Consider the following 26,229-nt stretch of genomic DNA (forward strand, 5'->3'; position numbering starts at 1 on the left):
TTCGGGCCCTGATGACGGGGCCGCATAAGCGACCTGCGGCAGCAGCGTTCCCGCCACCGCCGACACCACCAGACAGGAGATATATCTCCTGAATGGAACTTTCACGTCATTACCTTTCCGCACTGCGGGCCGAATCCCCGCACGCGGAAGGGGTCCGCACAACGGAAAAGCGGCACGCCGAGTAAGCCCCATCGGGGGTTTCCGATGCAGCCTGAATCCGTGCCGCTCTTCTGCACGTGAGCGGGGATCTGCGCAGCTCACGAGCGCGGCAGGGGATTATTGATCATCCAAGTGACGCCACGTCAAGCGCACGGACATTACGGGCAACACACGGCACCCCAGCCGCTTCGTCCCTTTTGCTCGGTCGCTCGCGCGGCGTGCCGTCCGTGGTGTATAACCGCCCGGTTCGACGTCATCCGATGCAGCCGACTACCCGAAAGCCGAGCCCCGCTCATGTCATCCAAGGAATCCACGGAAAGCACAGAGCCGGAGGGAAAGTCCGACGAAACGCCGGACACGGAATCCGCTGAAGCTGAAACGACCGGCGCGGAAAAGACTCACGCGGAAGCGAATGCGGAGCGAACGACGACCACCGGGACGGTGAACGAGAGCACGGAGCAGGGCGCCGGGGGCGGCCGGGCCGGAGCGGCGATCGCAGCCGTCCTGCTGCTCGCATGCGGCGGCCTCGTCGGCTACGGCGTACTCGACACCGAGGAGAAGCCGAAGCCCCCGGCTGTGCCGACCGCCGCGGTGACGTACGAGGTCACGGGCGAGGGCCCGGTCGAGATCTCGTACCTCGCCCGCAGCGAGGACGGCACGGCGACCGTCGTCCGGGATGCCGAGCTTCCGTGGAAGAAGACCGTCCAAGTGCCGCTGGGCAAGCCGCCGACCATCGCCATCGTCCTCGGCGAGAAGGGCGGCCAGGCGGCCTGCACCCTCGCGATCCGCGGCGAGCACGTCCAACGTGCCACGGCCATGGGCGAGTTCGGTCGCGCCACCTGCGCGGGCGAGCTGCCCGCCGCCGACAACTGACCATCGCGCGCACGATGCGCGGACGAGGTCACGAGGGACGGGCATGAGGACGAGAGGGACCCGCGCGCGGCGGGCGAGAAGAGCACCGAGGGCCGTCTGGCCGGCGCACTGACCGACCGTCTCAACGGCCGCTCCCCGCCCTCATGGTGGGGGGGCAGCCGTTCAGCGTGCCCGGCGCACCGGCCGGGCGTGCCCGCCGCCTCAGCCCGTGACGCGCGCCCGGCGCGAGACCGCCGCGCGGAGGATGCGGCGTCCTTCCGTCGACACTTCGAGCGCGTGCCGCAGACCGTTGCCACCGGGTGGCTCCGCGAGGATCTCCAGCACCTGGGCCTGGCGCCGCAACTCACCCTCCACGAGGGGCCCGACTCCGTCCGGCTCGCCCTCACCCTCGCCCTCGCGGCAGCGCTCGATGTTCTCGGCCGGACAGTCGCCCATGTCGAAACGCCGGTGCACCTCGAGGGCGGTGACGGAGCAGCCGTCGGCCCACTCGCGCAGGGACGTCACGGCCCAGTCGGAGGGGGCCGCGCCGAGCATCCCCCGTACGAGGGCGGCGTCTTCGTCGCCCGGTGGCACGGTCTCCATGGCCTGCCGCGCCGCCGCGAGCGCGCCGGCCCACTCCTCCTCGCCGCCGGCGAGGCCCGCCCAGAGCGGACGAAGCGTGTCGTCCTCCGTCGCGAGCAGCGGCAGACAGCGGTCGAGGCACGCGAGCCCGCTCGCGGCCAGGCCACGCTCATCCGCCTGTGCGATGAGTACCGTCAGGCTCTTGGAGGTCATGCGGGACGCCTTCCGTCGCGGACGCAGTACTAGCCCTTGTACTTGTCCCTACTGCGTCCGTTGGCGGAATTACGTCACTCCGTGGCCAGAACGTTACCGTCGGCTGGATCCGTGCGCACACATTTACGTCATGCCTCTGTTACTTTCCCTCCACAGGAACAGGGCCCGCCCGCACGGCTGTTGGCCCGGCCTCGCGGACCGCGGTGTGAGCCCGCACGCCCCCGGGCGGACTCACACCGCGACCGTCCGCGCCGTCCCGTTCAACGCCTTGGTGTGCTGCATGTGCGTCAGCCGGCGGACGAAGAGCACGGCGATCACCGCGGCGACGATCTGCAGGGCGTTGCCGACGACGAGCTGATCCACGGCGCTGACGACCTGCTGCGCAGTCGTGGCCTTGTCGTAGACCCGGTCCGCGTAGCGCGTGAACACGGTGGCCACGACGAATCCGACCCACCAGATGTTCACCAGCGTGTGGGGCTCGTGCCTGTCCGGCGCAAGGGGATCCGTGCGGCTGGCCCTCCACACCTCGACGGCGATCCCGCGTGGGATCCAGAGGCCCGCGACGGGAACGAACCAGCCGCCGACGGCCCAGCCCCGCCCGCGCTCGACCATGCCGGGCGCGAAGGCATCGGCATTGGACCGCACCCGGTGGAACCACACGATGAAGACCACGACCGTCGCCAGGTAGGCGGCGATCTGGAAGGCGGAGGTGGCCACCAGCAGCCGGTCGGCGAACTCCGCGTCCTCCTCGGAGAACCCGACGGTCACGAGACCCATCAGGCGCCGGAGATTGAGTGCGGCCACGGCGGCGGCGATCTCGCCGAGGGCGACCAGCAGGAGCAGCACGGACACCGCGTGCCCCAGCCCCACGGGCGACCGCAGTACCGACAGCGGCCACGGCCCCTGCACCACCGGACGCAGTCCTGGTGCGGGCGGGGCCTTCGAGACCCTGGCCTGCGGGACCACGTCCGGAGCCGCCGGGCCCGAGCCGACCGGTGGTGACGACGTGTCCACCGCGGCCGGGCCCGAGCCGGGCGGCTCGGCCGACGGCGACGACACGGCCCGGTCCGACTCCGCCGGCGGCGACGTGTCCGCCGCCCCCGCCGAGCAGCGCTCGCAGAGATCCTCGCCCGCAGCGACCGTGTTCTCACGGCATCCGGAACAGAGCATGAATGAGTGACCCCCCACAGAAAAGAATTGAGAGCGACGCCCCTCCCCAGGAGACGTCGCACAACGCGGCCGCCAGGAACGGCGGCCGCCCGCGGAACATATGTCCGCGTGACGGCCGCCGTCCAGCAGTCCGTGCTGGTCAGCCCAGTTTCTGCGCCAGCGACTCGAAGGACTGCCAGCTCAGCGACGGCTGCCGCGGGTCCCACAGCTTCTGGGCCGTCGCCTGGAGCGGGCGGCGGATGCCGGCCGCGACCTGTTCCTGGGTCTGGGCGTTGGCCAGGTCGCACCAGACCGCGAAGCGGCCGCCCAGGATCTGGTCCGAGTACTTCTCCGGTACGGGCTCCGTGCCGCGCAGCACCAGCGGCGTCCACTGCTCGTAGATGCGGCGGCCCGTCGGGTAGGTGAACTGGTTGGGCTCGCCGAGCACGTAGTAGAGGAACTCGTCGTTGAGGTTCACCACGCGGCGGCCCTCCGCCAGATACTCCTGGGGCGGGCGGGCCCCGATCTCCTTGCCTGTCCAGTACTCGACCTCGATGCCCTTGTCGGCGGTGACCACCCCGCCGCTGAAGAAGCCGTCGTTCCACGCCTTGGGGATCTTCTTCGCCTCCCGCACCACCGCGGCCCGGTCGTTCAGCCAGCCCTCCGCGAGGTCCTGGATGGTGGCGGCGTCGCCGTACTTCTGGCGGGCGGCCTGCGCGAGCTGCGGGTAGGAGGCCTGCGGGTCGCTCACCGTGAGGGCCTGGTACTCGTCGGCGCCGACGTGGAACCACGCCCCGGGGAAGAGCGCCGTGTACTCACGCAGCAGGTCGTCGACGATGCGGGCGGATTCGGGCTTGGAGATGTCGATGGCGCCCTGCCGGGGTACACCCTGCGTGTTGCGCAGCTGGAGCTGGGGGTGCGCCCGCATCACGGCGCCCAGGTGTCCCGGGGAGTCGATCTCGCCGACGACGGTGATGTGGAGCCTCTCGGCGAGCGCCAGGATCCGGCGGACCTCGTCCTTGGTGAGGTGCTGCTCGGAGACCACCTCGGGGTGCGAGTCGGACTCGATGCGGAAGGCCTGGTCGTCCGAGAAGTGCAGCCCCAGCTGGTTGAGCTTGAGGTCGGCCATCTCCCGCAGCCGGTCCTCGAGCCACCCGGCGGTGAAGTACTTGCGCGCGATGTCGACGTTCAGTCCGCGCTGGGGGCGGTCGGGCCGGTCGCGTACGACGCCCTCGGGCATCGAGCCGCCGGAGCGCACCGACTGCTTCAGGGTCCGGGTGCCGTAGAAGACCCCGGCCTCGTCCGGTCCGGTTATGCGGACCTTCCCGCCGCTGGTGGTCAGCGTGTACGACTCGGCGGCGCCGTTCCCGGCGAGTGCCAGTTCCACGTCGCCCGGTCCGGCGGCGACGGTGCCCCGATAGGCGAGCTTCAGCTCCTGGGCGAGCAGCCGGCCCTCGTCGGAGAGCTCCTCGCTGCCCTTCGCGACGACGACCCCGCTGTCGGCGGTCCTGCTCCAGCCGGGGCCGCGGGCGGCCTGGTGGCTCCGTACGGAGGGAATGGTGGCCGGCGCTTCGGAGAGCGCGTAGCTGCGGGTGGGGCTGGGCGTCGGGCTGGGGGCCGCGGCCCCGGAGGTCGTTCCGGCCCGGTCGGGCGGTGCGCTGCCGGATCCACCGGCGCCGTCGTCGGAACAGCCGGCGAGCATCATCGAGAAGACGGCGGCCGAGGCTGCCGACACACCGGCGAGCCGGGTCCTGTGAGAGAGCCACATCGTTCTGATACCTCCCATAAGTGGCGAAACCCCGTAGAAGCACCCCCTCCTGCGTCCATTACTTATGGCCAAACTCTCCCGTCCGGGTGAAATTCGCGCATCCGTCGGACACCTTCACGTCCACATCGATAGCGTTACGACACACCCTTCTCTCCCTTCCCTGCCGCCCCGCTGTCCCGTTCGAGGAGTCCCCGCTGTCCAGCGATTCCCACGCCGGCCTCCCGAAGCGACCGCCGACACTCCACCACACCCGGGACGCGGGCGCCCCTTCTGCCATACCGTCCCAGCGTCGCGCGGAGCCGGGGCTCGAGCACTTCAACAGCGCCCCGGCCGACGAGGCGGAAGCGATCGTCCTCGCCTGCTGCGGCAGCCGCCGATGGGCCTGGCGCGTGGTCACGCACCGCCCCTATCCCGACCTCGAGTCCCTCCTCGCCGCGTGCGACGAGGCCGGATACGACCTCACGCCCGCCGATGTGCACGAGGCGCTGACCGGCGAGTCGTCCACCGGACTGCCGCCGAGCGCCCCGCAGGCCGCCCACACCGCGCTGGCCGCCGCGCACGCCGCCTACGAGAGCCGATTCGGACATGCGTTCGTCATCTGCCTCGACGCATACCGGCCTGACGAGTACCTCGACCAGGTACTGGCCGGTATCCGGAGCAGACTGTCCCACGAACCGGACGAGGAGCGCGCCATCTCCGCGGAGGAACTGCGCGCACTGGCCCGGTCAAGGCTGTCCCATGTAGTGGCCAACCATCCGGAAAGCGACGTCGCGGGGGCCTCCGAGGAGTCCGTGGCTTAGTCCGTACGAGGCTGATTGATTGCCTGTTTGATCACACCGGTGGCCCCCGGGCGAACGAACCGACAACACGTCGCTACGATGGCCGGGGCCGGTGGACCGTACCCGGCCGGGCCAGACCGACACCCACAAGCCGGCATGGCCCCAATCCCCGCTCCCGGAGGGTTCTTCCGTGCCGGCTGGAACGCTGTACCGCGGCCGGGAAGGAATGTGGTCCTGGGTGGCTCATCGAGTCACCGGCGTCCTCATCTTCTTCTTCCTGTTCGTACACGTGCTGGACACCGCTCTCGTCCGCGTCTCCCCCGAGGCGTACGACGAGGTCGTCGCCACCTACAAGACGCCGATCGTCGCGCTTCTCGAATACGGCCTGGTCGCCGCGATTCTCTTCCACGCGCTCAACGGCCTGCGCGTCATCGCCGTGGACTTCTGGTCCAAGGGCCCGCGCTACCAGAAGCAGATGCTCTGGTCCGTCATGGCCATCTGGTTCGTGCTGATGGTGGGCGCCCTTTACCCCGTGCTCGGCCACGCCGTCCGCGAAGTCTTCGGGAGCTGAGGCCAGAAATGTCCGCTGACACCACTTCCGCCGTCGGTCCCGTCGAGGGCGCTCACCTCTACGACGTGGACAACCCGGCCCCGCTCATCGAGGCCCCCCGCAAGCGCACGAAGAAGACCCCGCGCTCGACCCGCGGCAACTTCGAGATGGCCGCATGGCTGTTCATGCGCCTGTCCGGTGTGGTCCTCGTCGTCCTGGTCATCGGCCACCTGCTGATCCAGCTGGTGCTCGACGGCGGCGTCTCCAAGATCGGCTTCGCCTTCGTGGCCGGCCGCTGGGCGTCCCCGTTCTGGCAGACCTGGGACCTGCTGATGCTGTGGCTTGCCATGCTGCACGGCGCCAACGGCCTCCGCACCGTCATCAACGACTACGCGGAGCGTCCGAACACGCGCCTGTGGCTCAAGGGCCTGCTGTACACCGCCACGGTGTTCACCATCCTTCTGGGCACGCTGGTGATCTTCACCTTCGACCCGAACATCCGCTAGGCACGGGGCTGAGGTAATCCACCCATGAAGATCCACAAGTACGACACCGTCATCGTCGGCGCCGGCGGCGCCGGCATGCGCGCCGCCATCGAGGCGACGAAGCGCAGCCGCACCGCCGTGCTGACGAAGCTCTACCCCACCCGCTCCCACACGGGCGCCGCGCAGGGCGGTATGGCCGCCGCGCTGGCCAACGTGGAAGAGGACAACTGGGAGTGGCACACGTTCGACACGGTCAAGGGCGGTGACTACCTGGTCGACCAGGACGCCGCCGAGATCCTGGCGAAGGAGGCCATCGACGCCGTCCTCGACCTGGAGAAGATGGGCCTGCCGTTCAACCGGACCCCGGACGGCACCATCGACCAGCGCCGCTTCGGCGGCCACTCCCGCAACCACGGCGAGGCCCCGGTCCGCCGGTCCTGCTACGCCGCGGACCGCACCGGCCACATGATCCTCCAGACGCTGTACCAGAACTGCGTCAAGGAGGGTGTGGAGTTCTTCAACGAGTTCTACGTCCTGGACCAGCTGATCACCGAGGTCGACGGCGTCAAGAAGTCCGCCGGTGTGGTCGCCTACGAGCTGGCCACCGGTGAGATCCACGTCTTCCAGGCGAAGGCCGTGATCTACGCGTCCGGCGGCACCGGCAAGTTCTTCAAGGTGACCTCCAACGCGCACACGCTGACCGGTGACGGCCAGGCCGCCTGCTACCGGCGCGGCCTGCCGCTGGAGGACATGGAGTTCTTCCAGTTCCACCCGACGGGCATCTGGCGCATGGGCATCCTGCTGACGGAGGGCGCCCGTGGTGAGGGCGGCATCCTCCGCAACAAGGACGGCGAGCGCTTCATGGAGAAGTACGCGCCGGTCATGAAGGACCTCGCGTCCCGTGACGTCGTCTCCCGCTCCATCTACACGGAGATCCGCGAGGGCCGCGGCTGCGGTCCCGAGGGCGACCACGTCTTCCTGGACCTCACCCACCTGCCGCCGGAGCAGCTGGACGCCAAGCTCCCGGACATCACCGAGTTCGCGCGTACCTACCTCGGCATCGAGCCCTACACGGACCCGATCCCGATCCAGCCGACCGCGCACTACGCCATGGGCGGCATCCCGACCAACGTCGAGGGTGAGGTCCTGCGCGACAACACCACCGTCGTCCCGGGTCTGTACGCCGCCGGCGAGGTCGCCTGCGTGTCGGTCCACGGCGCCAACCGTCTGGGCACCAACTCGCTGCTGGACATCAACGTCTTCGGCAAGCGCGCCGGTATCGCCGCCGCCGAGTACTCCGCGAAGTCCGACTACGTCGACCTTCCGGAGAACCCCGCGTCGTTCGTCGCCGAGCAGGTCGAGCGGCTCCGCAGCTCCACCGGCTCCGAGCGGGTCTCCGTGCTCCGCAAGGAGCTCCAGGAGACGATGGACGCCAACGTGATGGTGTTCCGCACCGAGCAGACGATCAAGACCGCGGTCGAGAAGATCGCCGAGCTGCGCGAGCGCTACCTGCGCGTGTCCATCCAGGACAAGGGCAAGCGGTTCAACACGGACCTGCTGGAGGCCATCGAGCTGGGCAACCTGCTCGACCTGGCCGAGGTCATGGCCGTTTCCGCGCTGGCCCGCAAGGAGTCGCGCGGCGGTCACTACCGCGAGGACTTCCCGAACCGCGACGACGTCAACTTCATGCGCCACACCATGGCGTACCGCGAGGTGGGCGACGACGGCACCCAGTCGATCCGTCTCGACTACAAGCCGGTCGTCCAGACCCGCTACCAGCCGATGGAGCGTAAGTACTGATGGCTACCCCGACCCTGGAGAAGCGGGAGGCCGGCTTCGCCGACTCCCCGTACATCACCGCCACCTTCCGGATCCGCCGCTTCAACCCCGAGGTGTCGGAGCACGCGGTCTGGGAGGACTTCCAGATCGAGATCGACCCCAAGGAGCGCGTCCTCGACGCCCTCCACAAGATCAAGTGGGACGTCGACGGCTCGCTCACCTTCCGCCGCTCGTGCGCGCACGGCATCTGCGGCTCCGACGCGATGCGGATCAACGGCAAGAACAGGCTCGCCTGCAAGACGCTGATCAAGGACATCAACCCGGAGAAGCCCATCACGATCGAGGCCATAAAGGGCCTGACGGTCCTCAAGGACCTGGTCGTGGACATGGAGCCGTTCTTCCAGGCGTACCGCGACGTGATGCCGTTCCTGATCACGAAGGGCAACGAGCCCACGCGTGAGCGTCTGCAGTCCGCGGAGGACCGCGAGCGTTTCGACGACACCACCAAGTGCATCCTGTGCGCCGCCTGCACGTCCTCGTGCCCGGTGTTCTGGAACGACGGCCAGTACTTCGGCCCGGCGGCGATCGTCAACGCGCACCGCTTCATCTTCGACTCGCGTGACGAGGCCGGCGAGCAGCGTCTGGAGATCCTCAACGACAAGGACGGCGTGTGGCGTTGCCGCACCACGTTCAACTGCACGGACGCCTGCCCGCGCGGTATCGAGGTCACCAAGGCGATCCAGGAAGTGAAGCGCGCCCTGATCACGCGTCGCTTCTGACACATCCTCAGCACGACAGGGCCCGCTTCCTTCGGGGACGCGGGCCCTGTCGTGTCCGTACGGGTACCGGCGCGGACTTCACCCCTGGGGTCCGCACCTGGCAGGATCAGGGGACGTCTGACCTGACGCAGTGGGACGGGAAGCGGGGACGAGAACATGAGCACGCCGAATCCGTACAGGGACGGGGAGCCCGAGTACCAGTGGGGCCCAGCCAGCCGCCCGGCAGCACGCCGGCCTACGGCTACCCCAACGCCGCACCGGGGTACGGCTATCCGCAGGACCCGGCACCGGGCTACTCGCAGACCCAGCCCGCCGGAGTCCCGGTGCCGTACACGGGCCCTCCCGCTCCGACGGGCGGTGCGCCGCTGGTGTCGATCGGGACATCACGGTGATGGGTGACTCGATCGTCACCCCCGCCGGCACGATGCCGCTCAAGGGCTCGGTGTGGAACGCGACGGACATGTCGCGCACCGAGGAGAAGATCCCGACGCACGCGATCGTGCTCGCGATCGTCTTCTTCATCTTCTGTCTGCTGGGGCTGCTGTTCCTGTTGATGAAGGAGAAGACCACCACGGGCTTCATCCAGGTCACGGTGACCAGCGGCGGCAAGCACCACTCGACGATGATTCCGGCCCAGGGCCCGGAGACGTTCCAGATGGTGATGGGGCAGATCAACTATGCGCGCTCGCTGAGCACCATGTAGTCACGGCCGTCACGACGCGAGGGCCCGCCGGATCTGACGCAGTGTCGCCGTGTGACCGACACGGTCCGTGAGCCGCATCAGCTCCGCGCGCCCCGCGGCGCCCTTCAGGTCCGCGAGCGCCCGAACCGCGGCCCCCGCCACGACCGCCTTGACCGGCGGCCGTTCGACGAGGGCGAACAGGGCGCGGACGGAGCCGGGGTGGGCCGGCCGACCGGGCCCAGGCGCTCTTCCGCGACCGGAAGCCCCAGGGCGTCCCGCCGGTCACCCGATGTCGTCTCGTCGACGAAGGTCACCCTTGCCATGATCGAACAGGCCATGACCGAACAGTAGGACGCCCCGCTGACAGTCAGCTCCCGAGGGGCGTGTCCAGCGGGGAGACGGGGCGTTCGAAGAACGTCTCCAGCGAGACCGTGGCCTGGGTGCCGCTGACGCCGTCGATCGCGTACAGGCGGCGCAGCACGTCCTGGAGTTGCTCGGTGGTGGCGGTGCGCACCTTCACCAGCACGGAGGCGCTGCCCGCGATGACGTGGGCCTCCTGGATCTCGGGGATCGCTGCGAACGCCTCCGCGGACTCGCCCATCCAGGCCGAGGACTCGACCATCACGAACGCCAGGACTCCGCGTCCCAGGGCCGCCGGGTCCACCTCGACCGTGGTGCGGCGGATGACGCCGCGTTCCCGCAGTTTCCTTACGCGTTCGTGCGCGGCGCCGGCGGACAGGCCGACCGCCTTGCCGAGGGCCGCGTAGGCCGAGGTGGCGTCCTCCTGGAGCAGGGCGATGAGTTCACGGTCCACGGCGTCCATGGTTGGCGACCATAGCGCCTCCCGGCTCACCCATGGCGGCCGAAGCTTGTGCGGAGTCCCCCTCCGACAGGCTGATGACGACCCGGTGAGCCGGTGGTCGATCGGCGGCTTCCTGGACGTGCGCGCATCCGCCGCGGACCCGGCGTGTACGCGCCGGGCCCGCGGTCCGCGGCTCTACCGGGTGGCGTGTTCGGCGAGGAATCCGGTGATGAGGGAGGTGACTTCCGCAGGCCGTTCCAGGCTGGGCAGATGCTGGGCCCAGGGAAGCTCCACGTGGCGGGCACCGGGGATCAGGGCGGGCAGACCGGCCGCGATCCGGCGGAAGTCCTCCACGTCGTGCGCGCCGGAGACAGCGAGGCACGGCGCGTCGATGCGGGAGAGATCGGGCTCGGGCGGCTGGGCACGTCCGGCCTCGGCCTCTCCGGCGCCGTCGGCCTCCTCACCGTCGGCGCCGCCTTCTGCGGGCTCCGCGTCGGCAATCTCCTTCTCGGCGGCCAGTTGCACCTCGAAGGCGTGCCGCTGCATCCGCCGCACGGCTTCGCGGGTCGCGTCGTCGGCCTCGGGCCCGAGCCAGGTGGAGACGTTCAGTTCGACGGCCGCCTCGAGGTCACCGGCCTCGATCAAGGTGTCCTCCTGCCCGCCGAAGGCCCTGAGAAGCGGGCCCGGTGGCCGGCCCGGCTGCCCGGCGCAGAGCAGTACCAGCGCGGCGGCCAGCTCCGGCCTGCGCGCGGCCAGCTCCAGGGCGACCTCACCGCCGTAGGACGACCCGATCAGGGTGGCCCGGCCCGTGCCGAGGGTGTCGAGGAGTTCGAGGACGTCGTCGGCGTCGCTGTAGGGGCCCGTTCCCGCGGGCGTTTCGCCGAAGCCCCTGAAGTCGCAGCGCACCACGTCGTAGCCGGCGTCCGCGAGCGACTGCCACTGGAAGTCCCACATCCGCCGGTCGCACACGCCCGAGTGCAGCAGTACGGCGGTGGGACCTTGGCCGGTCCGGTCGAAAGAGATCGTCATGGCGCCTGACCTTAGGTGCCGTTGCCGTCGGCCGCCTAGATGTTTCCACGACGCTTGAACATGTTCAAAAGGAGGTCTACAGTCAGGACCGCCAGCTTTTGAACATGTTCAAGGGAGGGTGGGGCATGGACCTCACTGTTGTCACGTACGTCGCCTACCTGCTGATCAGCGTCGGGCTCACCGTCTGGGTCGCACGCACCCTCAGCAAGAACGGCCGGATATTCCTCGCCGACGTGCTCAAGGGGAACGAGAAGCTGGCGGAGGCCGTCAACCACCTTCTGGTGGTCGGCTTCTACCTGGTGAACCTCGGCTTCGTCGCGCTCTACCTCAAGACCGCCGACGCGATCGAGGAGACCCGTGGTCTCCTGGAGGCTCTGTCGGTCAAGATCGGTGTCGTCCTGCTCGTCCTCGGCGTCATGCACCTCGGCAACGTCTACGTCCTCAACAAGATCCGGCGTCGCGGAGTGATGGAGGACCGGCAGACCCCGCCGGTCGGCCCCCAGGGGTGGACGCAGCAGGCTCCGGCAGGTCCGTGGGCCCCGCCGGCCCCAGGCCAGGCCGGAGCGTGACACCGATGAGCCTCGCGGTCCGGGCACTGACCGTCCTGTACGACGCCGACTGCTCCCTCTGCGTGCATCTGCGGAGCTGGCTGCTGCGCCAGCCCCACCTCGTGCCGCTCCGGTTCGTGCCCGCCGGGTCGGTCGCGGCGCGCCGCGACTACCCCCAGCTCGACCACGCCCGCACCATGCGCGAGATCACCGTCATCGGTGACCGCGGCCAGGTCTACTCGGGACAGGCAGCCTGGATCGTGTGCCTGTGGGCCCTGGCCGAGCACCGGCCCAAGGCCCACTGGCTCGCCACCCCGGCCGGCGCCCCGTTCGTGCGCGTCACGATGCTCGCGGCGGCCAAGTACCGCGAGATGACCGGGGCGGGGGCCGGGGCCGCTCCCTGCGACGACCGGTGCTCGGCACCCGACTAGGCTCGGACACCGTGACTGAAGCGAACGACCCGGCCGACACGAGGGCCCCCAAGAGCGAGCAGACCCGGACGCTCATCCTCGAGACCGCGCTCCGGCTCTTCCAGGAGCGCGGCTACGACAAGACGACCATGCGGGCCATCGCCAAGGAGGCCGGAGTCTCGGTAGGGAACGCCTACTACTACTTCGGCTCCAAGGAACACCTCGTCCAGGGCTTCTACGACCGGATCGCCGCCGAGCACCAGGCGGCGGTCCGGCCCGTGCTCGACAAGGAGACGGACCTCGAGTCGCGGATGGCGGGAGTGCTGACCGCGTGGCTGGACATCGCCGCGCCGTACCACGAGTTCGCGGCCCAGTTCTTCAAGAACGCGGCCGACCCGGAGAGCCCGCTCAGCCCCTTCTCCCCCGAGTCCGAGCACGCCCGCGAGGCCGCCATCGACGTCCACCGGGAGGTACTGGCCGGGTCGAAGTCGAAGGTGGCGGAGGAGCTGCGGGAGATCCTCCCCGAGTTGATGTGGCTCTCCCAGATGGGACTGGTCCTGTACTGGGTCTTCGACCGTTCGGAGGGGAGCGAGCGCAGCAGGCGGCTGGCAGAGCGAGGTGCCCGGCTGACCGCCCGGGGTGTGGCCCTGGCCCGTTTCCGGGTGCTGCGCCCGCTCGTCCGCGAAGTGCACGAGCTGTTCACGGACTTCCTCCCCGGCATGGCGGAGACCGTGGCCGCGCGCAAGAAGAGCTGACCCGCCCGTGGGCGGGAGCGCCCTACGCGTGACGCGACGCCAGCTCCACGACGGTGATGTCCGAGGACGCCCCGACCCGCACCGGCGGCCCCCAGGCCCCCGCGCCCCGGGTCACGTACAACTGGGTGTCGCCGTAGCGTTCCAGGCCGGCCACGGTGGGGTTGGCCAGTTCCGCCAGGTAATTGCCGGGCCACAACTGGCCGCCGTGAGTGTGCCCCGACAACTGGAGGTCCACGCCCTGCTCGACGGCGTCGTGGATGACGACGGGCTGGTGGGCGAGGAGCACGGCGGCGCGGGCGCGGTCCCGGTCGCCGAGTGCCTTCACGAAGTCGGGGCCCTGGCCCTCGTCCTCGCCGGCCACGTCGTCGACGCCGGCCAGGTCGAAGCCTCCGGCGATCTCGACGCGTTCGTTGCGCAGGGGGCGCAGGCCGAGCTCCCGGACGTGGTCGACCCACTCGTCCGCGCCGGAGAAGTACTCGTGGTTGCCGGTCACGAAGAAGGAGCCGTGGCGGGAGCGCAGCCGGGCGAGCGGCTCGGCCGCGGACCCGAGGTCGGCCACCGACCCGTCGACGAGATCACCGACGACGGCGACGAGGTCGGGCCGGGTGGCGTTGATGGAGTCGACGATGCGCTGCGTGTGGGCCCTGCCCAGGATCGGCCCGAGGTGGATGTCGCTGACGACGGCGATACGGAAGCCGTGCGCCGCCCGAGGGAGCTTCGCCAGCGGAACGGTCACCCGCTTGACGCGCGGGCCCCGGAGCACACCGTACGTGCCGTACCCGACGGTGCCGAGCGCGGCGGTGGCGGCTGCGCCGCCCACGACGCGGGACACGAACAGCCGCCGCGACACGCCGGCGGCGGGGCCGGCACCGGCGGTGGCGTCCGTGGCCCCGCCGGGTGCCGCCGGGCCGTCGGCGCCGGTGTCCGCTTCCGCGTCGGTGTCTGCGTCTGGGCCCGTGGCGGACCGCTGCTGCGCCGCGGGGGTGCTGTCGACGGCGACCGCGGCAGCCTGGCCGTGATCGGCCCCGGCGTCCTCCGCCGTCCCTCCCAGGGCGGCACCGGCCGGACGCCGCCGGTCCCCCGCCGCACCAGACGCCTGCGTTGTGCCTGCCGGGTCCGCGGCTGCGGACGCGGCCGTGGCGCCGGAGGGCTTCGAGGGCTCGCCGTCCTCGTCCCGGCCGCCCGCGGCAGCCCGGTCACGGCGGTCGAGCACCCTGCGCAGCACGGGGCGTATCGCCTCGCCGGCCAGCAGCGCCAGGACCAGGTAGAGCAGTACCGCCAGCCAGAGGTAGCCCGGCCAGGCCAGGACCCGCTCCAGCCAGAAAGGCGCCCCGACGCGCCCCGAGGTGAGGGCGGCGAAGGACAGCACCGGCAGCACCCAGATCGCCGCCGTACCGAGGCGGCGGGCGAGCCCGCCCGGAGCGGTCGTGTCGCGGACCAGCCGCCGCCACACGTACCAGTGCACCCCGGCGAGCAGGGAGACGACCAGAATGATCACGAGCACGACGACTGCCGCCACCATCAGTTCCCCGTTCCCTGACCGCGCTCACGGCGCGAAGCGCGCACGCCGCGCAACCCGATGACCCCGATGACCGTCCCCAGAACAAAGGACGTAACGGCGAGCAGCAGATGGACCCAGAAGTAGCCGGTGGGGTCGCCCGCGTCGTCGAAGGCGAGCCCGCTCCCGTCCTTCCACAGGTTTTTGACGAAAGTGATCCAGATGAACCAGCTCCACACCCCGAACGCGAGCAGGAACCAGGAGACGGAGCGGCTGAGCTTCATGAAGCAAGTATCGCGGCCGTCCGCCGACCGGGTTGTTCGGGGTGGGCTGTCCTGGCGTCAGTTCCGGACGAACAGCGGGCCGATCTCCATATTTTCATATCGGCCCTGTACGTTCTCGTCCGTGTCTGCTCTGAAAACCACCGCGCGAAGGACCGCGTTGACGGTCCTGGCCGCCGCGCTGCTGCCCGCGATGACCGCTGCTCCGGCCTTCGCGGCCGCCCAGGACACCAATCCGGAACGGAAGAAGCCGAAGCCGCCGGCGGTCATGTCCTCGGTCGGCGGATCCCTGCTGGCGAAGCCGGGTACGCAGGTCCGGCTCGGCCCCGGCGCGCCCGTCCTCCCCAAGGACGTCAGCGGCCGGTCCTGGATCGTCGCGGACGCCGAGAGCGGCGAGGTGCTCGCCTCGCACAACGCGCACTGGCGGCTGCCCCCTGCCTCGACCATGAAGATGCTCTTCGCGGACACGCTGCTGCCACGGCTGCCGAAGACCACCGTCCACAAGGTCGCCCCCGCGGAGCTCGCGGGCGTCGGCGCCGGCAGCAGCCTCGTCGGGATCAAGGAGAACCACACCTACTCGGTCCACGACATGTGGCTCGGCGTCTTCCTGCGTTCCGGCAACGACGCCGTCCATGTCCTGTCGGCGATGAACGGCGGTGTCCGCCGCACCGTCGCGGACATGCAGGCACACGCGGAAGAGCTCCAGGCCCTCGACACCAAGGTCGTCTCCCCCGACGGCTACGACGCCCCCGGCCAGGTGTCGTCCGCCTACGACCTCACGCTGATCGCCCGCAGCGGTATGCAGAAGAAGGACTTCCGCGAGTACTGCTCGACGGTGAGCGCCGACTTCCCCGGCGAGCAGAAGAAGGGCAAGAAGCGCGGTACCTTCAAGATCCAGAACACCAACCGGCTGCTCACCGGGGCGAGCGGCATCAGCCCGTACAAGGGCATCGCGGGTGTGAAGAACGGGTCCACCACGCACGCAGGCTCGACCTTCACCGGTGTCGCGGAACGCAACGGCAAGGTTCTGCTCGTCACCGTCATGAACCCGGACTCGGGCGAGAGCCAGGCCGTCTACAAAGAGGCGGGCAGACTCCTCGACTGGGGCTTCGCGGCGGCCGGCAAGGTGCGGCCGGTGGGCGAACTGGTCCCGCCGAAGTCGGCGGAGCCCGCGACGTCCCCCGACCCGGAGCTCGTCAAGAACGGCGGGGACAAGGACGAGGCCGCCGACCCGGTCGCCGCCTCGCAGACCGGCTCGAGCGGAATCGGTGTCGCGCTGAGCGTCGCCGGCGCCGTGCTGGCAGGTCTCGGAGCCGCGATGTTCCTGCTCAAGCGCCGGTGGCCGCTGCCGGACCGGGTGCGTCGCGAACCGCGTCCGTAGCGGACCGGGCGGGCTCCTCCTTGCTCTGCGTCGCCGTCCAAGCGGCGCAGAACAGCAGCAGCTTGGCGGTGAAGTTGATCCACAGAAGCAGGGCGATCGGCACGCCGAACGCGCCGTACATGCTCCTCGAGGCGACGCCGCTGATGTAGCCGCCGAGCAGCAGCTTGAGCAGTTCGAAGCCGATCGCGCCGATCAACGCTGCCACGAACAGGCGACGGCGCGGCGGCTGGACCCCGGGCAGCAGCGTCAGCACGTAGAGCAGGATCAGGAAGTTCGCGAGCACACCGACCGCGACGGCGGCGATCTTCAGCAGCACCCCGCCGACGCCGCCCTCGTCGAGACCGACCAGCTCGGCGGTCCGGCCGACGGTCATGGAACCGAGCGCGGAGGCCGCGAACGAGGCGAGGCCGGTGCCGCCGAGACCGGCGAGCACCCCCACGTCCTTGATCTTCCGGACCACGGGGTTGCCCTCGTCCTCGTCGTCGAGCTCCCACACGGCCCGCAGGCACTCCCGCATCGAGCCGACCCAGCCGACACCGGTCAGCAACAGCAGCGCGCCGGCCACGACCCCCACGGTGCCCGCGTTGGCCACCAGCGCCTGGATGTCGAGCTGGTCGGAGATACCCGGCACCTGTTCGGCAATCTTGTCGTCGAGCTTGTCCAGCGCCTGCTGGTCGAGCGCGGCGGCGACGATCGCCGCGGCGACGGTGATCAGCGGGAAGAGCGCCAGGAAACTGAGGAAGGTGATCGCGGCGGCCAGACGCGTCCAGTGGACCCGGTCGAGCGTCTCGTACGACCGCCAGGCATGGGTACGCATCAGCCGCTGCGCGATCGGGCCCACGACGGGAAGCTTGATCAGCCAGTCCATGCGCTACGCCTACCCGCCGTGACACCTCGCAGGCGCGCGGCACGCCGGGGCGGCGTCGAACGCTACGCGCGGTGACCGGGACGCGAGGTCAGAGTGTGGTGACGTGGTCGTCGATCGGTGCGCCCTGCGGGGGCACCCCTGAGATGCCGCCACCGAAGGCGAAGGTGCTGAGCTTGCGCCACACGGCGTCCGCCCCCTGCTCGTAGAGCGCGAAGGAGGCGCAGGTCCACTCGGCGCCGTACTCGGACAGCTCCTCGTACGCCCGGTCCATCGCCTCCTCGGAGATGCCGTGCGCCACCGTGACGTGAGGGTGATAGGGGAACTGCAGTTCGCGTACCAGCGGCCCGGACGCGTCCCGCACCCGCTTCTGCAGCCAGGTGCAGGCGGAGCCGCCCTCGACGACCTGGACGAAGACCACGGGCGACAGCGGACGGAACGTGCCGGTGCCGGACAGCCGCATTGTGAAGGGCCGGCCGGCGGCGGCGACGGACGCGAGGTGCTCCTCCACCGCGGGCAGCAGCGACGAGTCGACCTCGGTGGGCGGCAGCAGGGTGACGTGAGTCGGAATGCCGTGCGCGGCGGGATCACCGAAGCCCGCGCGCCGCTCCTGGAGCAGGCTGCCGTAGGGCTCCGGGACCGCGATCGAAACGCCGAGCGTTACGGTCCCCACGTCGTTCTCCTCAGTCCTCGGTACGGATCGGTGAGAGGGTGTGCAGCCGCCAGTGTGGCGGCTGCACCCTCGCTGTGGCCAGAGTCCTTGGACACAGGTCCTCCGACTCTTTCCGGCTCAGTGCTTGGCGGGGACGAATCCCAACTTGTCGTACGTGTCGGCCAGCGTCTCCGCCGCGACCGCACGGGCCTTCTCCGCGCCCTTGGCCAGGATCGAGTCCAGCGTCTCCGTGTCGTCCAGGTATTCCTGCGTACGGGTCCGGAACGGTGTGACGAAGTCGACCATCACCTCGGCCAGGTCCGTCTTGAGCGCACCGTAGCCCTTGCCCTCGTACTTCTGCTCCAGATCGGCGATCGCCGTACCCGTGAGAGTGGAGTAGATCGTGAGCAGGTTGCTCACGCCCGGCTTCTCCTCGGCGTCGAAGCGGATCACCGTGTCGGTGTCCGTGACGGCGCTCCTGACCTTCTTCGCCGTGGTCTTCGGCTCGTCGAGCAGGTTGATCAGGCCCTTGGGCGTGGAGGCCGACTTGCTCATCTTGATCGTCGGGTCCTGGAGGTCGTAGATCTTGGCGACCTCCTTGACGATGTACGGCGCGGGCACCGTGAACGTCCGGCCGAAGCGGCCGTTGAAGCGCTCCGCGAGGTCGCGGGTGAGCTCGACGTGCTGGCGCTGGTCCTCGCCGACCGGCACCGCGTCCGCCTGGTACAGCAGGATGTCCGCGACCTGGAGGATCGGGTAGGTGAAGAGACCGACGGTGGCACGGTCGGCGCCGTGCCGGGCCGACTTGTCCTTGAACTGCGTCATGCGCGAGGCCTCACCGAAGCCCGTGAGGCAGTTCATGACCCACCCGAGCTGGGCGTGCTCGGGAACATGGCTCTGCACGAACAGGGTGCAGCGCTCCGGGTCGAGACCGGCCGCGAGCAGCTGGGCGGCGGCGAGCCGCGTGTTCGCACGCAGCTCTGCCGGGTCCTGCGGCACGGTGATCGCATGCAGGTCCACGACCATGTAGAAGGCGTCGTGGGTCTCTTGCAGCGCGACGTACTGGCGGATGGCGCCGAGGTAGTTCCCGAGGTGGAACGAACCGGCGGTGGGCTGGATACCGGAGAGCGCGCGGGGTCGGGATGAGGCCATGTACACCATTCTCTCAGGTGCGGAACCGATCTCCGGCCGCCGGTGTATCAATGGTGTGAGGACGCGGGAGGGGACCCTCGAGCGGGGTCCGGAGGGGGGCCGCCTCGTCGATGCCGAGGGCGCGGTGATCGCCCGCGTGCGCGCCGGAGAGCCGGAGGCGTACGCGGAGCTGGTCCGCGCGCACACGGCGGTCGCGCTGCGGGCGGCGGTGGCCTTCGGAGCGGGCGCGGACGCGGAGGACGTGGTACAGAGCGCGTTCCTCAAGGCGTATCAGGCGCTGGGGCGCTTCCGGGACGGGGCGGCGTTCCGGCCGTGGCTGCTCCGGATCGTCGCCAATGAGACGAGGAACACGGTGCGTTCGGTGGTGCGGCTGCGGGCGGTCGCCGGCCGGGAGGCCCTGCTGATGGGACCCGAGCCGCTGATACCCGAGTCGGCGGATCCGGCGCTGGCCGCCGTCGCGCGGGAGCGCCGCGGGGTGCTGCTCACGGCGCTGGCCGCGCTCACCGAGGAGCAGCGACAGGTCGTCACCTACCGCTATCTGCTGGAGATGGACGAGGCGGAGACGGCGGAGGCGATCGGCTGCCCGCGGGGCACGGTCAAGTCCCGGCTGAACCGCGCGCTGGCCCGGCTGGGGCAGCTGATGAGGGGTGAGGGAGGTGAGGGGCATGGCTGACGGGGCCGAAGGGCGCGAGGAGCAGGGCACGGGTGCCGGCGAGGACCGCGAGGAGGCGCGGCGGGCGCCGGCGCACGACGAGCGGGAGCGCCACGAGGGACGGCCTGAAAGGCGCGAGGGGCACCACGACGGCCGCGAGCAGCCCGGGCCGGCGCACGGCGGGCACGAGGAGCTGGTGGAGGAGCTGCGCGGGCTGGGGCGCGGTATCCGCATCCCGGACGTGGACGGCGAGACCATGGCGGAACGGGTCCTGGCCCAGCTCCTCACCGAGTCGGCCGCGACGCCTGCCACGCCGGAGGTGGTGGCGCTGAGCGGACCCTGGGCCCCGGCCGTTGCCCGAAGGCGGCGGGCGGTGCGGTGGCTGCGCCGCCGGTGGCGCGCCCTGTCGGTGGGCCTGTCCGGAGTGCTGGTCGTCCTCGTGCTGACCCCGCCCGTGCGGGCGGCTGTCGCCGACTGGTTCGGCTTCGGGGGGTCGAGGTGCACCACGACCCCACCGTGCGGCCGTCGAAGGCCGCGGCCGTGCCCTGGTGCCAGGATCCGGTCGGGCTCGCGGAGGCGGACCGACAGGCCGGGTTCACACCCCGGGTGCCCGACGCGCTGGGCGCCCCGGAGGCGGTGTCGGTGGCGGTGGGGCCGGAGGGGCGCTCGGTGGTGAGCCTGTGCTGGCGCGAGGACGGCAGGACGGTCCGGCTGGACGAGTTCCCGGCGCGGCTGGACATCGGCTTCGCCAAGCAGGCCAGGCTGATGCCCCAGTGGCTGATGCTGGGCGACGACGGGACGGGGACGGGTACTCCGAAGTCGACCGGACTGTGGTTCTCCGAACCGCACCGGTTGCGCTTCATGATGACCGACGCCCACGGCGACGACTGGGTACAGGCCGAGCGGACGGCGGGGCCCACGCTGCTGTGGACGACGGCCGACGCCGTGACCACGCTGCGGCTGGAGGGTGTGGCGTCGGTGCGGCGTGCGGAGGAGATCGCCGAGTCGGCCCTGTGACGGCCGGTCGGCACGGCTCGCGAGCGCCGCGGAACGGGTGGTTCGGTGAACCGGTGGCCCTGTGGCCGCGCAACCTGTGAGACCGCGAGATCCGTCAAGGATTTCCGCCGCCGGGGGCGGAACCTGAAGTGGTCGGGCGGTGTACCAGAGGTGACGCGGGTGCGGACGGTCCGTGCCGCGCGTCGGCTGGGGGAAGTATGCGACTGCTACGACGAGTTGGCGCACTGACGGTCCTGCTCGCGCTGACGTGGGTGTTCGCGCCCGTGGCCGCGGCAGGCGGGCCGACGAGCGTGCTCCTCACCTCTCCGGAGAGCGGCGAGACGGCCTCGCTGTACTACTCCGACCAGGAGTACGGGACGCTGACCGACTTGCTGGGGCCGACCGGTTCCGACGGCACGAAGGAGCGGCCGCCGTCCCTCGACATGGCGGTGGGGACACGGCAGATCACGGTGACGTGGATGGTCCACGACGTGGATCCCTGGCGGGTCGACCGGGTGTATCCGGGCGACGACCGCGACACCGTGTGGATACACACCTCGACGGAGAGCGGCGAGGAGCAGGGGACCTGGCACACGGCGCAGCGGCCCGGGGAGCTGGTCGAGCTGCTGGGCGAGCTGGGGCTGATGGGTGAGAAGTCGCCGTCCGGGGCCGGGGCCGCGGGATACCCGGCACCGTGGGAGCAGGACGCCGGCGCGACGGAGGAAGCCTCGGCCGGCTCGGCCGTCACCTCGGCGGCGGCGGACCGGCTCCGGCCGACGGCGGCGTCGACCCCCACGACCGGCTGGTGGTGGTCGATACCGGGCCTGGCGGCCGGCGCGGGCCTCGCTCTTCTCCTCCGTCGGCTGCTGCCGGCCTTCCCGTTCCGCCGTGGCACCGGCGACGCGGGCCCGCGCCAGGAACTGCTGGACGCTCCCTAGGGGCGCGGCGACGCTGCCGGGCGGGCGGCCGGACCGGGCCTCGTCGGCCCGGGCCGGCGCAGAACCGCGGTCCTGCCGGCTCAGGCCGGGAGGCCCGGTGCCGGGTGCGCGGCCATCAGGTCGGCCACCTCGGCGCGGATCGCGGCGAGCTCGTCCTCGTCGCCCTTGCCGGCAGCGGTGACACCCCGGTCGATCCACGCGGCGACGGCGGCCATGTGCTCCGTGCCGAGGCCCCGGGAGGTAAGGGACGGCGTGCCGATGCGGATGCCGGACGGGTCGAACGGCTTCCTCGGGTCGTAAGGGACGGTGTTGTAGTTGACGACGATCCCGGCCCGGTCGAGCGCCTTGGCCGCCACCTTGCCGGGGACGTCCTTGGACGTGAGGTCCATCAGGATCAGGTGGTTGTCGGTCCCGCCGGACACCAGGTCGAAACCACGGGTGAGCAGCGCCTCGGCGAGTGCCTTGGCGTTGGCGACGACCTGGGCGGCGTAGTCGCGGAAGGAGGGCTGAGCGGCCTCGTGGAGGGCGACGGCGATGGCGGCGGTGGTCTGGTTGTGCGGACCGCCCTGGAGCCCGGGGAACACGGCCTTGTCGATGGCCTTGGCGTGTTCCTCACGGGACATCAGCATCGCGCCGCGCGGTCCGCGGAGCGTCTTGTGGGTGGTGGTGGACACGACGTCGACATACGGCACGGGCGAGGGGTGGGCGCCGCCCGCGATGAGACCTGCGATGTGCGCGACGTCGGCGACGAGTACGGCGCCGGCCTCCCGGGCGATCTCCGCGAAGGCGGCGAAGTCGATGGTGCGCGGAAGCGCCGTGCCGCCGCAGAAGATGACCTTGGGCCGTTCCTTGAGGGCGAGCTCGCGCACCTCGTCGAAGTCGATGAGGCCGGTGTCCTGGCGTACGCCGTACTGGACGCCGCGGAACCACTTCCCGGTGGCGGAGACGCCCCAGCCGTGGGTGAGGTGGCCGCCCATGGGCAGGGCCATGCCCATCACGGTGTCGCCGGGCTCGGCGAAGGCGAGATACACGGCGAGGTTGGCGGGCGAGCCCGAGTACGGCTGGACGTTGGCGTGCTCGACGCCGAAGAGCGACTTGGCGCGGGCGACGGCGAGCCGCTCGACCTGGTCGATGTTCTGCTGGCCCTCGTAGTACCGGCGGCCGGCGTAGCCCTCGCTGTACTTGTTCTGCAGGACCGTGCCGGAGGCCTCGAGCACAGCCCGGGAGACGTAGTTCTCACTCGGGATGAGCCGCAGCGTCTCGGACTGGAGCTGCTCCTCCGCGCCCACGAGAGCGGCGAGCTCCGGGTCGGTCGTGGAGAGGGCGGGATGGGAGAGGGGAAGGGTCATGGGAATGGTCCTCCGGGGCGATCCGTGGTCGTCGGTCGTGTTCCCGGGGTGCCCAGGCGGGGCGACACCTCGTGCGAAAGCCCGCGCGCGGCTTCCTCGGGGTCGTTTCCCCGTACGCCAGTCACCGCGCGTGCCGCCCACACTAGCGGCCCGCCGAGCCGGCGCGCGGTGTCGTCCACACTGCGAGCCGCGGCCGGAGAGCGACGATGGAGGAGAGCGCCGGCCGCGCCGGCGCCGGAGGTCCGTCCCGACGATCGGAGGCCCCGTGCCGAGCTCGACATCCGCCCTCGCCGCCGCGGAGGCGCACAGCGCGCACAACTACCACCCGCTGCCGGTCGTCATCGCCTCGGCGGACGGCGCCTGGATGACGGATGTCGAGGGACGCCGCTTCCTCGACCTGCTCGCGGGATATTCGGCCCTCAACTTCGGGCACTCCAACCGCCGGCTCGTCGAGGCGGCGAAGGCGCAGCTGGAACGGGTCACGCTGACCTCGCGCGCCTTCCATCACGACCGGTTCGGGGAGTTCTGCGCGCAGCTCGCGGAGCTGTGCGGGATGGAGACGGTCCTGCCGATGAACACCGGTGCGGAGGCGGTGGAGACGGCCGTCAAGACCGCCCGCAAGTGGGGGTACCGGGTGAAGCGGGTGCCCGACAACATGGCCAAGATCGTGGTGGCGGCGAACAACTTCCACGGCCGGACGACCACGCTGATCAGTTTCTCGACCGATCCGGTGGCGCGGGCCGACCACGGGCCCTACACACCGGGGTTCGAGATCGTCCCGTACGGGGACCTGACCGCCATGGAAGCGGCGGTCACGGAGAACACGGTGGCCGTGCTGCTGGAACCGATCCAGGGCGAGGCCGGGGTGCTGGTGCCACCGGCCGGGTATCTGCCGGGCGTCCGCGCGCTCACCCGCGAGCGGAACGTGCTGTTCGTCGCGGACGAGATCCAGTCCGGCCTGGGCCGCACGGGCACGACGTTCGCGTGCGAGCACGAGGGCGTGGTGCCGGACATGTACGTGCTCGGCAAGGCGCTGGGCGGCGGTGTGGTTCCGGTGTCCGCGGTCGTTTCCTCGGCGGAGGTGCTGGGCGTCCACCGGCCGGGTGAGCACGGTTCGACGTTCGGCGGGAACCCGCTGGCGTGCGCCGTCGCGCTGGAGGTGATGGCGATGCTGCGCACCGGCGAGTTCCAGCGGCGGGCCACCGAGCTGGGTGAGCGTCTCCACCGGGAGCTGGGCCGGCTGGCCGCCGACGGCGCGGTGACGGCCGTACGGGGACGCGGGCTGTGGGCCGGTGTGGACATCGCGCCGGACCGTGGCACCGGCCGGGAGGTCTCGGAGAGGCTGATGGACCGCGGTGTGCTGGTGAAGGAGACCCAGGGCGCCACGATCCGGATCGCTCCGCCGCTGGTGATCAGCGAGGAGGACCTGGACTGGGGCCTTGCCCAGTTCCGGGCGGTACTGACGGACCGATCCGCACACGCGTCGGCACCGACGACCTGACCGGCCTGTGGTGCCGGGCAGGCCGGGCCAGGACCTGACCGGCCGGGGGTGCCGGGCCGACCGTGCCGGCGACGTGACCGGCCGGGGTGACGGTTGTGCCGGAGGGCCCGGGCCGCGCCGTCTCGTGTCGGGTCCGGGCCGCGCCGTCTCGTGTCTGCCCGGCCCGGCCCTTGCGTACGCGGGACCGGGACGTTTCCGGTCGGAACGATGCCTACGCCAGCAACGATGCCTACGCCAGCGAACGGCACAGCGCGTCCAGCGCGCCCGACCACGCGCTGTCCGGCGGGGTTGCGTAGCCGACGACGAGCGCGTCGCCACGCGGTGGGGCGTCCACGTGCCGGAAGCGGCCCATGGGCTCGACGGCCAGACCGTGCCAGGCCGCGGCCCGCACGGCGGACTGCTCGGTTCCGGGCGGCAGTTCGAGGACCGCGTGCAGCCCGGCGGCGATTCCGCTCACCCGGACTCCGGGGGCGTGCTCCGCCAGCTGCCGCACCAGATGGTCGCGGCGTCGCCGGTAACGCAGCCGCATGCCCCGTACATGCCGGTCGTAGGCGCCGGAAGCGATGAACTCGGCCAGGGTGAGCTGGTCGAGCGAGCTCGACGTCCACTCCACGCCGCCCTTGGCCGCGAGCACCTCCCCGACCAGGCTCTGGGGCAGCACCATCCACGCCAGCCGCAGTCCGGGGGCCAGGGACTTGCTCGCCGTACCCATGTGGACGACACGCTCCGGGTCGAGGCCCTGGAGCGCGCCGACGGGCCGGCGGTCGTAGCGGAACTCCCCGTCGTAGTCGTCCTCGAGGATCAGGCCACCCGTCCTACGGGCCCAGTCGACGGCCGCGGTCCGCCGGTCCGGGTGCAGCGGCATCCCGACGGGGAACTGGTGGGCGGGCGTCATCAGCACCGCTCCGACGCCCCGCAGCCCGCCCTCGCCCAACCCTGCGGGGTCCGTGCCCAGTTCGTCGAAGGGCAGGGCCGGGATGCGCAGTCCCGCCTCGGTCAGCACGTCGCGGTGTTCGTCGAGTCCGTACGACTCGACCGCCACCTCCCTGACCCGGCGCTGCCGCAGGACCTTGCCCATCAGCATGAGCCCGTGCACGAAGCCGGAGCAGATCACGATGCGTTCGGGGTCGGCGTGCACGCCCCTGGCGCGGGCCAGGTAGTCCGCCAGCACGGTCCGCAACTCGACGCGTCCGCGCGCATCTCCGTAACCGAAGGCCTCGTGGGGAGCGGCGTCCAGCGCCCGGCGGGCCGCCTTGAGCCACTCCGCGCGGGGGAAGGAGGCCAGGTCGGGACTGCCGGGGAGCAGGTTGTAGGCGGGCCGGCCGCGGGCCGGGCGGGTCCTCGCCGTGCCGGGTGCGGTCCTGCGGGGCTCGGAGCGGCGGGCCACCCGGGTGCCGGATCCCTGCCGTGCGGTGAGCCAGCCTTCCGCGACCAGTTCCGCGTAGGCGTCCGCGACCGTGTTGCGGGCGATCCCCAGGTCGGCGGCGAGCGAGCGGGACGACGGCAGCCGGGTCCCCGGGGCGAGCCGGCCCGTGCGGGCCGCCTCCCGCAACGCGTCCGTCAGGCCCTGCCGCAGCTTCGGCCCGCGTACCTCGAGGTGGAGGTCCGTACCGGAAGTGGACCAGGAATCCGTCATGGAAATG

27 protein-coding genes and 1 pseudogene are annotated in these 26,229 nt (G+C 70.9%); 16 read left to right on the forward strand and 12 right to left on the reverse strand.

Translation table 11 applies throughout. The features are described 5' to 3' along the window. Positions 1-600: 600 nt before the first annotated feature. Positions 601-1,032: a hypothetical protein gene (locus GLX30_RS14350; protein WP_159688263.1), complete on the forward strand. Its 432-nt coding sequence runs from the start codon at positions 601-603 to the stop codon at positions 1,030-1,032. A gap of 201 nt (positions 1,033-1,233) precedes the next feature. Here the strand turns inward: GLX30_RS14350 and GLX30_RS14355 are convergent, their stop codons facing one another. From GLX30_RS14355 to GLX30_RS14365, 3 genes are all read right to left on the reverse strand, one after another. Further along, complete coding sequence (locus GLX30_RS14355) at positions 1,234-1,806, reverse strand: hypothetical protein (RefSeq protein ID WP_159688264.1); 573 nt, start codon at positions 1,804-1,806, stop codon at positions 1,234-1,236. 231 nt (positions 1,807-2,037) lie between these two features. Then, entirely contained in the window at positions 2,038-2,976 is a 939-nt protein-coding gene (locus GLX30_RS14360; RefSeq protein WP_159688267.1) for a DUF4328 domain-containing protein, read from the reverse strand. Between the two features lie 139 nt (positions 2,977-3,115). Continuing rightward, positions 3,116-4,723 carry a glycoside hydrolase family 20 protein gene (locus GLX30_RS14365; protein WP_159688269.1) on the reverse strand — a complete coding sequence of 536 codons (1,608 nt, stop codon included), beginning with the start codon at positions 4,721-4,723 and terminating at the stop codon, positions 3,116-3,118. A 275-nt stretch (positions 4,724-4,998) separates the two neighbouring features. Between GLX30_RS14365 and GLX30_RS14370 the strand changes: the two genes are divergently transcribed. From GLX30_RS14370 to GLX30_RS14400, 7 genes and pseudogenes are all read left to right on the forward strand, one after another. Next, positions 4,999-5,523: a 2-oxo-4-hydroxy-4-carboxy-5-ureidoimidazoline decarboxylase gene (locus GLX30_RS14370; RefSeq protein ID WP_159695041.1), complete on the forward strand. Its 525-nt coding sequence runs from the start codon at positions 4,999-5,001 to the stop codon at positions 5,521-5,523. Between the two features lie 169 nt (positions 5,524-5,692). Further along, entirely contained in the window at positions 5,693-6,073 is a 381-nt protein-coding gene (gene sdhC / locus GLX30_RS14375) for a succinate dehydrogenase, cytochrome b556 subunit (protein ID WP_005313117.1), read from the forward strand. Between the two features lie 8 nt (positions 6,074-6,081). Continuing rightward, positions 6,082-6,558, forward strand: a complete 477-nt coding sequence (locus tag GLX30_RS14380; RefSeq protein ID WP_005313119.1) for a succinate dehydrogenase hydrophobic membrane anchor subunit — start codon at positions 6,082-6,084, stop codon at positions 6,556-6,558. A 24-nt stretch (positions 6,559-6,582) separates the two neighbouring features. Next, positions 6,583-8,337, forward strand: a complete 1,755-nt coding sequence (gene sdhA / locus GLX30_RS14385; RefSeq protein ID WP_159688272.1) for a succinate dehydrogenase flavoprotein subunit — start codon at positions 6,583-6,585, stop codon at positions 8,335-8,337. After that, on the forward strand, positions 8,337-9,095 hold the full coding sequence (locus tag GLX30_RS14390) for a succinate dehydrogenase iron-sulfur subunit (protein ID WP_159688274.1): 759 nt from the start codon (positions 8,337-8,339) through the stop codon (positions 9,093-9,095). Before sdhA ends, GLX30_RS14390 begins: the two co-directional genes overlap by 1 nt. A 156-nt stretch (positions 9,096-9,251) precedes the next feature. Then, positions 9,252-9,798 (forward strand): annotated as a pseudogene (locus tag GLX30_RS14395) (hypothetical protein). 51 nt (positions 9,799-9,849) lie between these two features. Next, positions 9,850-10,128, forward strand: a complete 279-nt coding sequence (locus GLX30_RS14400; protein WP_159688277.1) for a hypothetical protein — start codon at positions 9,850-9,852, stop codon at positions 10,126-10,128. Positions 10,129-10,144: 16 nt separating this feature from the next. Here the strand turns inward: GLX30_RS14400 and GLX30_RS14405 are convergent, their stop codons facing one another. Beyond that, a complete protein-coding gene (locus GLX30_RS14405) occupies positions 10,145-10,600 on the reverse strand; it encodes an Lrp/AsnC family transcriptional regulator (protein ID WP_159688279.1) in 456 nt (151 codons plus the stop codon). A gap of 174 nt (positions 10,601-10,774) precedes the next feature. Further along, on the reverse strand, positions 10,775-11,608 hold the full coding sequence (locus tag GLX30_RS14410) for an alpha/beta fold hydrolase (RefSeq protein WP_159688282.1): 834 nt from the start codon (positions 11,606-11,608) through the stop codon (positions 10,775-10,777). Between the two features lie 125 nt (positions 11,609-11,733). Between GLX30_RS14410 and GLX30_RS14415 the strand changes: the two genes are divergently transcribed. Genes GLX30_RS14415 through GLX30_RS14425 form a run of 3 tightly spaced genes read left to right on the forward strand, consistent with a single transcriptional unit; the run spans position 11,734 to position 13,321 of the window. Beyond that, a complete protein-coding gene (locus GLX30_RS14415; protein ID WP_159688285.1) occupies positions 11,734-12,177 on the forward strand; it encodes a hypothetical protein in 444 nt (147 codons plus the stop codon). 5 nt (positions 12,178-12,182) lie between these two features. After that, a complete protein-coding gene (locus GLX30_RS14420; RefSeq protein ID WP_159688287.1) occupies positions 12,183-12,587 on the forward strand; it encodes a DCC1-like thiol-disulfide oxidoreductase family protein in 405 nt (134 codons plus the stop codon). Between the two features lie 11 nt (positions 12,588-12,598). After that, entirely contained in the window at positions 12,599-13,321 is a 723-nt protein-coding gene (locus GLX30_RS14425) for a TetR family transcriptional regulator (RefSeq protein WP_159688290.1), read from the forward strand. A gap of 22 nt (positions 13,322-13,343) precedes the next feature. Here the strand turns inward: GLX30_RS14425 and GLX30_RS14430 are convergent, their stop codons facing one another. Both GLX30_RS14430 and GLX30_RS14435 read right to left on the reverse strand, forming a co-directional pair. Beyond that, on the reverse strand, positions 13,344-14,843 hold the full coding sequence (locus GLX30_RS14430; protein ID WP_208545423.1) for a metallophosphoesterase: 1,500 nt from the start codon (positions 14,841-14,843) through the stop codon (positions 13,344-13,346). Continuing rightward, on the reverse strand, positions 14,843-15,103 hold the full coding sequence (locus GLX30_RS14435) for a hypothetical protein (protein ID WP_159688293.1): 261 nt from the start codon (positions 15,101-15,103) through the stop codon (positions 14,843-14,845). Before GLX30_RS14435 ends, GLX30_RS14430 begins: the two co-directional genes overlap by 1 nt. 190 nt (positions 15,104-15,293) lie before the next feature. Here GLX30_RS14435 and GLX30_RS14440 point away from each other — a divergent pair, with 190 nt between their 5' ends. Then, positions 15,294-16,481 carry a D-alanyl-D-alanine carboxypeptidase gene (locus GLX30_RS14440; protein ID WP_347879805.1) on the forward strand — a complete coding sequence of 396 codons (1,188 nt, stop codon included), beginning with the start codon at positions 15,294-15,296 and terminating at the stop codon, positions 16,479-16,481. Here GLX30_RS14440 and GLX30_RS14445 read toward each other — a convergent pair. From GLX30_RS14445 to trpS, 3 genes are all read right to left on the reverse strand, one after another. Further along, a complete protein-coding gene (locus tag GLX30_RS14445; protein WP_159688298.1) occupies positions 16,429-17,349 on the reverse strand; it encodes a YihY/virulence factor BrkB family protein in 921 nt (306 codons plus the stop codon). The two genes, GLX30_RS14440 and GLX30_RS14445, sit on opposite strands and share 53 nt — an antisense overlap. An 88-nt stretch (positions 17,350-17,437) precedes the next feature. Continuing rightward, positions 17,438-18,019 carry a 2'-5' RNA ligase family protein gene (locus GLX30_RS14450; protein ID WP_159688301.1) on the reverse strand — a complete coding sequence of 194 codons (582 nt, stop codon included), beginning with the start codon at positions 18,017-18,019 and terminating at the stop codon, positions 17,438-17,440. Between the two features lie 117 nt (positions 18,020-18,136). After that, positions 18,137-19,150 carry a tryptophan--tRNA ligase gene (gene trpS / locus GLX30_RS14455; protein WP_159688304.1) on the reverse strand — a complete coding sequence of 338 codons (1,014 nt, stop codon included), beginning with the start codon at positions 19,148-19,150 and terminating at the stop codon, positions 18,137-18,139. Between trpS and GLX30_RS14460 the strand changes: the two genes are divergently transcribed. The 3 genes from GLX30_RS14460 to GLX30_RS14470 all read left to right on the forward strand — a co-directional run bounded on the left by GLX30_RS14460 (position 19,149) and on the right by GLX30_RS14470 (position 21,736). Beyond that, positions 19,149-19,823, forward strand: coding sequence for a sigma-70 family RNA polymerase sigma factor (locus GLX30_RS14460; RefSeq protein ID WP_244258150.1), 675 nt, complete (start codon positions 19,149-19,151; stop codon positions 19,821-19,823). The two genes, trpS and GLX30_RS14460, sit on opposite strands and share 2 nt — an antisense overlap. A gap of 477 nt (positions 19,824-20,300) precedes the next feature. After that, positions 20,301-20,819: a hypothetical protein gene (locus GLX30_RS36195; protein ID WP_347879746.1), complete on the forward strand. Its 519-nt coding sequence runs from the start codon at positions 20,301-20,303 to the stop codon at positions 20,817-20,819. A 197-nt stretch (positions 20,820-21,016) separates the two neighbouring features. Continuing rightward, positions 21,017-21,736 carry a hypothetical protein gene (locus tag GLX30_RS14470; RefSeq protein WP_244258151.1) on the forward strand — a complete coding sequence of 240 codons (720 nt, stop codon included), beginning with the start codon at positions 21,017-21,019 and terminating at the stop codon, positions 21,734-21,736. Between the two features lie 80 nt (positions 21,737-21,816). Here the strand turns inward: GLX30_RS14470 and glyA are convergent, their stop codons facing one another. Continuing rightward, on the reverse strand, positions 21,817-23,085 hold the full coding sequence (gene glyA, locus GLX30_RS14475) for a serine hydroxymethyltransferase (protein WP_159688307.1): 1,269 nt from the start codon (positions 23,083-23,085) through the stop codon (positions 21,817-21,819). A gap of 265 nt (positions 23,086-23,350) precedes the next feature. Here glyA and rocD point away from each other — a divergent pair, with 265 nt between their 5' ends. Next, the gene (gene rocD, locus GLX30_RS14480; RefSeq protein ID WP_159688309.1) at positions 23,351-24,586 is read left to right on the forward strand and encodes an ornithine--oxo-acid transaminase; all 1,236 of its coding nucleotides are present in this window, start codon (positions 23,351-23,353) and stop codon (positions 24,584-24,586) included. Between the two features lie 229 nt (positions 24,587-24,815). Here rocD and GLX30_RS14485 read toward each other — a convergent pair whose 3' ends face one another. Further along, complete coding sequence (locus tag GLX30_RS14485; RefSeq protein ID WP_159688311.1) at positions 24,816-26,222, reverse strand: PLP-dependent aminotransferase family protein; 1,407 nt, start codon at positions 26,220-26,222, stop codon at positions 24,816-24,818. Positions 26,223-26,229 lie beyond the last annotated feature (7 nt).

This window comes from Streptomyces sp. Tu 2975 (assembly GCF_009832925.1).
In the GTDB taxonomy this organism is placed as follows: domain Bacteria; phylum Actinomycetota; class Actinomycetes; order Streptomycetales; family Streptomycetaceae; genus Streptomyces.